Annotated in this window: 7 protein-coding genes; 4 read left to right on the forward strand and 3 right to left on the reverse strand. The window is 41.1% G+C overall.

Translation table 11 applies throughout. From position 1 onward, the window contains the following. Nucleotides 1-126 precede the first annotated feature (126 nt). From csaB to AJGP001_RS13675, 4 genes are all read left to right on the forward strand, one after another. Nucleotides 127-1,236: a polysaccharide pyruvyl transferase CsaB gene (gene csaB, locus AJGP001_RS13660; protein WP_071153076.1), complete on the forward strand. Its 1,110-nt coding sequence runs from the start codon at nucleotides 127-129 to the stop codon at nucleotides 1,234-1,236. 23 nt (nucleotides 1,237-1,259) lie between these two features. Further along, the gene (locus AJGP001_RS13665; protein WP_058384501.1) at nucleotides 1,260-2,435 is read left to right on the forward strand and encodes a glycosyltransferase family 4 protein; all 1,176 of its coding nucleotides are present in this window, start codon (nucleotides 1,260-1,262) and stop codon (nucleotides 2,433-2,435) included. Nucleotides 2,436-2,505: 70 nt separating this feature from the next. After that, complete coding sequence (gene murJ / locus AJGP001_RS13670; protein WP_071153075.1) at nucleotides 2,506-4,026, forward strand: murein biosynthesis integral membrane protein MurJ; 1,521 nt, start codon at nucleotides 2,506-2,508, stop codon at nucleotides 4,024-4,026. Nucleotides 4,027-4,033: 7 nt separating this feature from the next. Next, nucleotides 4,034-5,602 carry a hypothetical protein gene (locus tag AJGP001_RS13675; RefSeq protein ID WP_071153074.1) on the forward strand — a complete coding sequence of 523 codons (1,569 nt, stop codon included), beginning with the start codon at nucleotides 4,034-4,036 and terminating at the stop codon, nucleotides 5,600-5,602. A gap of 312 nt (nucleotides 5,603-5,914) precedes the next feature. Here the strand turns inward: AJGP001_RS13675 and AJGP001_RS13680 are convergent, their stop codons facing one another. The 3 genes from AJGP001_RS13680 to AJGP001_RS13690 all read right to left on the reverse strand — a co-directional run bounded on the left by AJGP001_RS13680 (nucleotide 5,915) and on the right by AJGP001_RS13690 (nucleotide 11,030). Continuing rightward, a complete protein-coding gene (locus tag AJGP001_RS13680) occupies nucleotides 5,915-7,918 on the reverse strand; it encodes an S-layer homology domain-containing protein (protein ID WP_071153073.1) in 2,004 nt (667 codons plus the stop codon). 291 nt (nucleotides 7,919-8,209) lie between these two features. Then, on the reverse strand, nucleotides 8,210-9,256 hold the full coding sequence (locus AJGP001_RS13685; RefSeq protein ID WP_143039495.1) for a C40 family peptidase: 1,047 nt from the start codon (nucleotides 9,254-9,256) through the stop codon (nucleotides 8,210-8,212). Nucleotides 9,257-9,566: 310 nt separating this feature from the next. Then, nucleotides 9,567-11,030, reverse strand: coding sequence for an N-acetylmuramoyl-L-alanine amidase (locus AJGP001_RS13690; RefSeq protein WP_078080665.1), 1,464 nt, complete (start codon nucleotides 11,028-11,030; stop codon nucleotides 9,567-9,569). Nucleotides 11,031-11,263 lie beyond the last annotated feature (233 nt).

The raw sequence follows: 11,263 nt of genomic DNA on the forward strand, positions 1-11,263 counted from the left end.
CTCTATTCGCTAGCTTTCAATTTTATTAGTATAGCAGATTTCAACAGTAGTTGCATAGGCTGTTTAACAAGTGATAGAATTTAGCAAGGACAAGGCTTGAGAGCTTTAGTTTGAGGAGGAAATAGTGTGAAAATAGTACTATCTGGCTTTTATGGATTGGGCAATACTGGCGATGAAGCCATCCTAAAAGCGATTATTGATAATTTAAGAGCCGAATTAACCAACCCCGAAATTACTGTGTTTTCCTTATCCCCAGACCAGACGGCAAAAGAATATGGCGTCAAATCGGTATACCGCGCATGGAGACGTGAAAACAAAGAAAAAGTAAAAGCGTTACGGAGTGCAGATTTGATGATTTCTGGAGGCGGCGGCTTGTTGCAAGACACCTACCCGACGAAATTTTTGTTTGGTCCGCTTCCTTATTACTTGTTGATTGTCATGCTAGCGAAACTTTGCGGCACAAAAGTCATGTTCTTTTCACAAGGGATTGGCCCTGTGACATCAACTTGGGGTAAAATCTTGATGAAGCTCTTTGCGAACCGCGCAGATTTTATTACGGTACGTGATCAGTATTCGAAAGATTATTTGAAAAAGCTCGGTGTGACGCGTCCCGAAACAGTTGTGACTGCCGATATCGTTTTTGCGTTTAAAGCAGACGAAGAAGATCGTGCGTATCAGTCTCTGCCGTTGACCGGCGACGAAAAAATTGTGGCCGTCACGGTTCGTCCGTGGTTTAGTCATCCGGATTATATTGAGAAAACAGCTCACTTACTCGATCAATTGATCGAACAGCGCGGCGTGACACCGGTATTTGTTCCAATGGAAGGCAAATACGATGTGCCCGCTTCAAAAGACGTCATGGCAAAAATGAAACACGCAGACAAAACCTACTTGCTCGGTTCTGACTTCACGCCGAATGAGTTTTTGAATTTCATTCGTCATGCCGAACTAACTGTCGGTTTGCGCTTACACGCGTTAATCTTCTCGGCTTTATCAAATGTGCCTCATCTTGGATTCAGCTACGACAAAAAAGTAGAAAGTTTCTTGAAACGTTCAGGAATGTGGGACTATTCTTTCCGTTTAGGTGAGATAGATGAAACCAAACTATTAACCAATGCGTTATACCTATTGGATAACAAAACACAAGCACAGCAAATTATGGAACCGAATGTGGCCAAGCTTCACGCTGAAGCGATGCGCAATATCGAATTGTTACAAGAACATTTTGTGAAATAAGCTTTTTAGGAAGGAACTGTCAAATGAAAATTTTATTGGCAACAACTTACGACTATCCCCATTTAGGTGGACTTTCAACACATATGACGACATTAAAAACGGGTCTTGAAAATTTAGGACATACTGTTGAAACACTGTCTTTTTCAGACGTCCCTAAATGGCGCCGTGATTTTATCGCACGTGGCCCTTCTTTTTTACTGAATAAAGCATCCCTTGGAGCAGGTTACGTTTGGACCTTAAATCGCCGCCAGGAATTTCTGGAACAGATTTTAAAAGATGAAGCTTACAAGTCATTTGATGTGATTAATGCGCAAGACGTATTCGCAACACGTGCTGCGCTCAACGTGGGACTTCCTACAGTGACGACGACTCACGGTTACTTAACGTTTGAAGGCATCTCTAAAGGTTCTGTTGCAGAAGGCAGCAAGCACGCACAAAAGTTACTAGATGTGGAATACAGCATGTACAAAAAAACGCGCGCTGTGATTACGGTTGATACACGAATCAAGGAATATATAAAGCGTGAAGCGAATGTAGAAGCGTCGATGATCAAAAACTTTATCGATGTGGAAGATTTCAAACCCGAACTCGAACGTCGCGCCGAATTCCGGACAAAATACGGCATCGCGCAAGACGAGCTGATTTTCTTTATCCCTCGCAGGTTAACAAAGAAAAACGGTGTTATTTATCCGATCTTGTCATTTCCACCGGTACTCGAAAAATACCCGAATGCTCGCTTGGTTTTTGCCGGTACTGGCGAAATGATGGAACAGATGAAAGCCAAAGCAAAAGAGCTTGGTATCGATAAAAACGTCACTATGCTCGGTGCAGTCGATCACAAAGACATGATTCAGTATTACGCACTTAGTGACATCGCGCTTGTCCCTTCTATCTATTCCGCGGGTGTCGAAGAAGCGACGTCGATTTCTGCTTTAGAAGCTATGGGCTCAGGTATTCCTTTGATTGCTTGTGCGGTGGGTGGATTAAAAGAAATTGTCGATCATAACACGGACGGACTGCTCGTTGAAGAGCAAAATGTAGAGCAATTATCGGACGCGATGATTTATTTACTGGCGAATCCACAAGAAGGCGAAAAGCTGGCAACAGCTGCCCGCACTAAAATTATCGAGCAGTATTCGCATTTTGCGGCTGCTGAGAAATACGAAAAGATTTATCAACAAGCGCTCACAACAAACTGAGTATCCAAAGAAAAAGTGGCCGGTTCTCTATTTTGAGCCAGCCGCTTTTTGCTGAGAAAGAAGTGAATTTATGTCGAGTCTTAAAAAAGCGGCTATTTGGACGACTGGCCTGGCTCTGTTATTAAAACTATCGGGATTACTACGCGAATCGATTGTCGCCCGGGAATTCGGTGCTTCTGCTGAAACAGATGGTTATTTTTTGGCTTTTTCCTTTATTACATTAGTAGTGGCCATGATCGCTACTGGCTTTAATAACGTCTTCTTGCCACTGTATATTAAACGGCGACAAAGTAAATTGGATGTAACCGATCGCAACGCAAATGCGCTTTTAAACTGGACGATGTTGCTGTTTATCGGTGTGTCGATTGTCGGCTGGTCCACTGCCGGTTGGATCGTGCCGCTCATCTATGGCAACATGCTGCCAGAAACAGAAGTTATTGCGATTCAGATGACGGAAGTCTTTTTTATCTTTATGACATTTATCGCATTAGCAGGACTTTTAGAATCTTACCTTCAATCACGCCGCATTTTTGTTCCGACTCTTGTATCCAAGCTACTGGCGACATTTATGTCCGCCATGTTCGCGTTGTTGTTTAGTGACATATGGGGCATTTATGCATTAGCTTATGGATTTGTGACAGGAACCATTATCGGTGCCATCATCCAGATGTATTATTTGATCAAATCAAATTACAGCTGGCAGCCAACGTTAAAGTTGGAGTCTGATTTCCGAAAAGCTTTCGTTATTTTAATCATCCCTTCTCTTTTAAATTCGGTTGTCGGGCAAGTAAATTTGTTCGTCAATAAAGCTTTTGCCTCAGGGACGATTGAAGCGGCTGTTTCTTATTTGAATAACGCTTCGTTGATCATTAGCATCCCAACGGCCATTTATGCGGCTACTTTGGCAGCAATCATTTTCACCTTAATGTCTGAACAAGCAACTGATCCAGCCAAATTCAAAGATACTTTGTTTTTAGGCATGGAAATTTCGTTTGTTACGCTTGTGCCGATTTCTGTTGGTTTGTTAGTCGTGGGTGATGCCATTATTTCGTTCATCTACGAAGGCGGCGCGTTTACTGCACAAGACGCAGACTATACGTATATGGCCTTACTGTTCTATTTGCCTATCATCATTTTCCAAGGTATGCAATTGATGCTGTCAAAATCGATGTATGCTCGCGGTAAAACAGCAGTGGTTCTTCGCATTAGCGTGACGACCATCGTACTGAACTTCTTGTTAAACTGGTTCTTAGTAGATGATTATGGCTATTTGGCGTTGGCTTTTGCTGCCTCTATCGTTTCGATTTACTACTTCACTTTATCAATGGTCGTTGTCTACAAAGATTTAGGCATGCACGAATTTAAACGCTTCGTGTCCATGGCAGTTCGCGTGATTGTACCGGCTACGGCGATGGGGCTTGCTGTATGGGGCGCAAAGACAGCCTTGTCAGCATCCGAATGGCCCGCACTTGTTCAACTGGCCGTTCTTGTTCCTATTGGAATTGTCGTTTACGGTGTGCTGTTGCGGTTCATGCACCCAGCCGGATTTGCACGTTTTGTAGGATTAATCAAACGGAAAAAGAAAGGATGATCCCGTGTTGAAGAAAGTCTTTTGGGGAGCTGGCCTTTTTTTACTGGTTGCTTCGCTCCTACTCGCTGCGTTTTTCTTCGTCACAGAAAATCGCGTTATTTACGAAGGCGATGAATTGGCTGTGACCATTGAATTGCCAGCCCTATTTACGATCATGCCACCTGAAAAAACAGAACGTACAGTTGAAAACACGATAGACGAAAGTCACCGTGTACACATCGAGTTGTTTGGCGCGAAAGTGGGCTTTGTTGATATTACGGAACGAACTTTAGGCAATGGTTCTACCTTTCTTTTTGAACGCTTTGAAAACAACAGCTGGTTGTTCTTTCCTGCTACGGTCGTTGTATCGGGTTTAGAAGACCCTGAATTCACCAGTTGGAATCCTGCTATTATTGAACATGAGTACCATGATGTTTTCGGAATGGACCCTACTGTTAATCCGTTTGGTACGCTGAAAAGCTCCGATTTCGAGCTTCTTCAAAGCAATGTCTATGTGTCTAAAAAAATGCAAACCGACTACGATGACGGAACAAGCAGTCATCTTCGCAAGCTTTCTAAAGAAGTGCGAGACCTAGAAATTTCGGGCAACACCCTCGTCAAGAAGTTTTGGTTACAGCCCCTTCAGCTGGCTGAATCTTGGGCGATGATTTCAGAAAAACCGTTGTTTTCGTCAACCGCATCCGAAGAAGAGTGGATTGATCATTCCTTGAACAATCAAACCGTTCAACTAAACTGGCTGACAACCGACGGCCCTTATACCAAACTGCCTTTTTCGATTGAACCTAGCTCCAAAATGGGCTATGGCCGCGCAATTGGTCGTTTCGAAGACGATGAGGCCTTACGCTGGAATCAAAAAGACCCTTCTGCTTTTCACGAAACGATGATTTTAAACTCACGTGTCAACTTACTTTATTACTTGGCTGAGTTTGACGGATCGCGTTGGCCCACTGAATATACCAGCACATGGTTAAAAAACGCCTATGAAGTCACGGCACCTTATGTGGATACTCGTTATAACGAATACGTCGCATTTTACTTAGATGAAACTGCTAAACTGTATGACGACCAAATTGAGCAAAATGATTTAGCTGTGGAAACTTATGCCGATTATTTGTTAACGCAGATTAACGCCGAACAAACACTTCCTACTGCTAGCGGATTTTTAATCGTTGATTATTTTGATGAAGATGACCAAACGCCGTTAACGCATGCTTCGTTAAACCACGAATTAGGCGGCTTAAAGATTTTGCTACAGGCCTATGGTGATACAGAAAATAAGGATTATTTAGAGGCAGCCGAAAGCGTAACGAGCGGCATCGAAGAATTTTGTCAGGATGCTGGCGGATGGATTCGCGAAAACGGGGATCTCTGGTACCAGGCGCGTCCTGATGGGACATTTAGCGGAGATGATTATCCTCAGCTGACGTTACTGGATTTACTGGAAACGCAATTATTGTTAGAAAAACTGGGAATGGAACGCAATGCCTATTTTGATGACATGATTGATTCGAAACTTCTTTATTTAGAGGAAGAGAACATTGAATTGATTGAAAAAGTGACGATTCTGATGGAGTAGTGTTAGGAGACATTTTGAATTAAGTGGTATGCGAAAAGAAAAAGATCTAATCAAAATGAATAACTGTGTATAAGTCAACCGGTCTAACCACCAAATCTAGTTTTCATAAGCAATCTCTCAAGGATTTGGAGCGCAATGCGATCAGGAGGCTCAAGCTTCATCCTCGGCAACTGGCATCGCGTCAGCTTGGAGCGCAGAGTCTTACATATCAATGATGAAGTGATTATAAAAATTCTTTTGTCTACGACCCGAAAAAAACAAAAGGCGTGTTGGATTTTATCCAACGCGCCTTTTGTTGTTTATTTGTCGATATCAATTAATAGGATCAACTAAGTCGGAACGAATCCACCCTACACCGTTATTCGTATCTGCCTCAGGATTCAAGTCAGAAATGACTTTGTACCAAGTATAGCCATCCGTTGCTTTTTGAGTGTCTAGAATGACGACAGGATAACCAAACGCATTGTTGACACCTAGGTTTCCACGCTTGAATTGATACAATACCGTCGGACCGTTTGGCGCGTTTCGAACGTTTGTTGAAGCGGTATTGGTAATGCCTAATTTGTGTTGCCCGATGTCTTTTTTGCCTAATTCTAAATCTGCACGGAACATGTGTCCCGCTACTTTCGCACCCCATGTCGGATCTGAAGCATAGCTAACGTTAAAGCCTGTCGTCTTGTTGCCAGGACTTGCTCCGTTTGCATAGCCACCGAGCGGATTTGCATAATTGCGGTTCATGTACTCACGTGCAAAAGCATCGATACTCGCTTCGGGTTTAGAGTAAACCGTGCCTTCATGTGGAGAGCCGTCAAAAACACGAATTCCGAACAAGTTGTTTTTGGTCTGTGCATTGCCACTCATGCCATAAGCACTTTCGTGCATGGCAGCAGATAGCATGAACAAAGCGTTGACATTGTATTTGTTTTGCATCGCAATAAAATATTTACCCGTACCAATTAACTTCGACTTGTTTACTGCGTCTTTATATGTTCCTGAACTCGTCGTGACTGCTTTTAGTTTGCTCATCACATATTGATCTAGCTGTTCAGCAGTGTAATTGGTAGTTGTGCGAACAGATTGATACTGGAAATAAGGGTAGTGAACAAACTGAGTAACTCCTGCTGCATTGGCAAAATGTATCCCGTCTTTGCTGTAGTATTTTACTCCTTCAGCCATTTCTGAAGGCGCAGGCCCAATTGAATGGCTAGCGCGAGTTTTACTAACGTAATTGTATTGGTAATGCTCTAGCGTTCCCCATTTGTTTTTCAAGTAATAGTCTTGATTTGTAATTAATTCTGAAGGAACAAAATCCACTTCGCTATGTTTTGCATACCCAATCGTTCCACCCACTTGAACTTTTACAAATTCTTCAGTTGAATCGATATAACGTAATTCTCTGCCGTGTTCGATGTATGTAGCTTGTTTGGTAAATTGAGAATCATAATAAATGGTGGTCACTTCTTTTGTACCGCTCCCTGAAACTCGATTACCAAAAGCCAATCCACTCTTCATCTGAATGATTTCATCTCCATGGAAAATCACTTGTGCAGTTGGAACCTTTTTAAACGATTCGACCGCTAGCTGATAGTCTTTATGACCGTACTGCTGTTTGACGAGTACGCCTTTATCTACATACCCAAGATAATACAACGATCCATCATTTGGTATGTCTGGCAAAATCGGTGGCACACTTGCTTTTTCATGAGCCAACAAGAAGCGATAGATAAAAGCAGCAGCTTGTTCACGGCTAGCAATGTCTTTCGGTCCGTATTTTAAACCGCCTTTCCCATCCGGCATACCTTCTGTAATCTCGTAATGAACAATCGCAAATACTGCGCGAATCCCGCCAGAAGAAACAAAGTCTTCAGCATCTGAAAACTCGATGCGCTTTTCTATTACTTCCATGTCTTGGTATTCAAGAACATTTTTTAAGGTTTGAGCCATTTGTTCGCGTGTAATGTTAGCAGTTGGCCGGAATGTGCTGTCTGTAACTCCGACCATCAAGCCTGCACTATAGGCTGCTCCAATTTCATTTGAAAGGCTAGAATTTTTTGGAACGTCTTTAAACGGGTGGATTCCTGCTGGTAAATTTAATGCACGGTTAATAAATGCAGCAAATTGTTCCCGGGTTACATTAGCTGTCGGCTTATATGTACCGTCTTTGTACCCTGTCAAAATTCCTTTTTGCACCATTTCTTTCATTTCTTTTTCTAGCGCACTGCCAGGTACAATGTCAGTAGCTTCACTGCTTGAGGCAAAGCCAAAAATACCGGTAATTAGTAAAATAATGACTGCTAACTTATTGACTGTCTTCATATGTGCCCCCTGTTGAGTGTACGAATAGCGTTTTGCAACGCATCCTACTCGTAGTTTTGAATCATCCTAATAGTTCATTAGTTGCCAATATAAACCTCTTTTATACATAGTTTATAGTAAAAATATGTTTTAAAGAAGGAGAATCTGGGAATACACTAAAATAAGATCCTTATGCCTAATGTGATTTAACTACATCAAAAAAAAGCTCTCGAAACTGATTCTTTACACCTATCTCTAGTACCAAAAAAAGAACCTTTCCCCTTGTAGAGAAAGGTTCTTTTGCGTATTCGATTACTTCACTCTCATTGCACTGTATAACCCAGCTGCAAATTCTGAACGATTTGCATTTTTGGACTCATAATATCTTGATGTTTGGAAAACCGTTGTTTGATCAATTGCTTTAAGGGTAACGATAGGCTTGTGAGCCCAGAATGTTGAAGGAATATCTAAATATTTTATAGACGATGTACTCGCTTGTGCTTTGCTGGACTCAGACATTTTAAAGGCACGATCTAAAATAACTGCCAATTGCGTTTTTGTTAACGTATCATCTACGCCGTATGCGCCATTTGTGTACCCGAGAATAATTCCTGACTGATTCATCGCTGCAATGTCTTTTGCAAAACGATGTGTCGTTGAAACATCTGTGAACTTAACAGCGCCTGATGGTTCAAGTTGCAACACACGATTCACCATAGCTGCTGCTTGTCCACGCGTGATTGATTCATTTGGACGGAAGTCCTGCTTTTCAAAACCATTAATAATTCCAGAAGTATTTAATGATTTAATCGCTTTATAGGCTGGATGCGTCGCAGCCACATCTACAAATTCACCATCTGTTACTGGTGGCAACACCGCTTGAATAGGTGGCGTAACACTTGTTGCACCACTTAAGCGTTTGGCACCCGCGTATTTAGGTCCCCAGTAAGGATTTGTATCAAGGTTCGAAATTGCTACACCTTTACTTTCTGCTGAAATTACGTCGCCGTCTCCCAAATAAATACCTGTATGAGAAATTCCCGGCTTATATGTATTGGCAAAGAATACTAGGTCACCTTCTTGAAGGTTACTCTTCGAAACAGGTGTCCCTACATTAAATTGTTCTGCTGACGTTCTTGGTAACGAAATACCGAAATTTTTGAATACATGCAGGATATAACCTGAACAATCGAATCCCGCTGTAGTAGTGCCACCAAATTTGTAAGGTGTTCCTTTAAATTTAAGAGCATAACTGGCAATATCGTCTGGTGCTGTTGCCTTAGCTTCAGTAGATAAAAACGGACTGACTACTGAAAGTATTAGTACCATCATCATTATTAGCAATATGCGATTCTTCAATTTGTCACCTCTTATTGTTTTTTGATCCGGTTAGCTGATCAAGCACCGAATCATCTAATCGTGCTGTTAACCTAATTTTGATTTTAACAGACAATTCTCACAGTTATTGTTACATTTTCATTACATTTGTGTAACAAGTCGCTTTTATATGTTTAATAATTACAATAAAAAGGTATATATTTTTTCAGAATTAAGGCCCTTTTGTTTAGTCAACAGTATTTTTCTTCTAATTTTAATACGCTATTCCCTGAATACAAAACCCCCACCTGATGACAATACTGGTGGAGGTTTTGTGGAAAAGAATACATATTTAGTGAAGTCGTTTACTTGGTGAAGATCCAGCTACACTGTAATACTGAGCTAAATCCGTGCGTCCTTCGTAATGGTAATAGTAATCCAGAGTGGCTAAGAATAAGGCTCTGCCCATATTTTTACGATGAGTTTCTGATTGAATGTATTTAATATCTGTTGCACTGTCAATAAAGCCCATTTCAACTAAAGTAGCAGGCACCGTATTTTGACGCAATACGGCTAAATTGCCTTCTTTTACTCCGCGATTAACTAACGGCCAAGCTTCTTGCATTCTGCCAAGCATATAGATAGACAGCGCTTTAGACTGATTTGTATAGGGATTTGTTGCAGCTTTTGAACTATAGTAAAACGACTCTTGTCCATTAGCCGAGTTGTTGAAAGCATTGGCATGAATACTAACAAATAAATCGCCGCCGTATTTCCCAGCAAATTGAGCACGCTGTGTCAAACTCGGGAACGTATCACCTGTCCGTGTCATTTTCACTTGAATCGCCGTCTTGTCGAAATAAGCTTTCATGTGATTGCCAACATTTAGCACAACATTTTTTTCTAAAAATCCGAAACCATCTGCTCCTGGGTCACTACCACCGTGCCCGGGATCAATAATTACTGTGATATCATTGCCAGCTACTGGGGGAGGAGCCGGCAGTACAGCAGATGGTTTTTTTGATTGTAAATAGGATTTATCAACATATCCTTTAAGGTTATTGACTTTAATATATGCCCAATTGCCAGTGTAACTTGCAACACTTACTGCTTGTCCGTGTGTAAGTTTCGCAATAACATTTGAAGGCGAATTGGTAATTTGCGGTTTAGAGCGCATATTCAATGTAGTTGATCCTACATTCACGTATTGTGTTGTTTTAAAAATAGAGGTATCTCCACTCTGCACACGGAAATCTGCATTGAGTGTTCTTGCTAAGAATACAGCAAAGTCTGAACGAATAATCGTAACGTTCGTTCCAAAGCTGCCATCTGTCATTCCTTGCGCAATTCCTTTATCCATCAGAATCTGAGCAGAGTTTGATGAATTGGTGCCTCCGAGATTAAAAGCACGATTGATTAAAATTGCCATTTCACCACGATTTAACTTAGCATTCGGACGGAACGTTCCATCGCTATAGCCGCTAATTACTTTTTTATTAACAAGTTCCACGATATAACCTGAAGCCATGTTGCCAGCTCCAACATCCTTAAAGCCCGTATCACGTTTCGTACCATTCAACCCTAAAGATCTGCCAATCATTGCAGCAGCTTCTCCTCTTGTCACTTCTCTATCAGGCACAAAGTGAGTTGACGTTACACCGTTAATGATTTTCTTATTCACTAAATAAGATATTTCAGTTACAGCACGGTGACTATCCCCAATATCTTGGAAATTTCCACTTGCTTCCACATGACTGTTAGGGACTATTACTGAAGAAATGAGTGCTATACATAGTAAAATTATCCACTTTTTCAAACTTATATTCCTCCTAGATGACTTTGTTAATCAACACTTTAAACTATAAATCATATAAATTCTATGTAACTTTAAGACTATTTACTTTATTTAACAATTAAATTTAATAACTACAGTGAACCAAAAGTCACTTATTGGATCTTTACTTAAACGTCAGTGTTTCGGTTTTATTACTTTTTTTTCATCTTGTTCTTCTTTTTAACTCATTGAGACATCTCGTTTAATTGCATTCC

This window comes from Planococcus faecalis (genome assembly GCF_002009235.1).
GTDB lineage: Bacteria > Bacillota > Bacilli > Bacillales_A > Planococcaceae > Planococcus > Planococcus kocurii.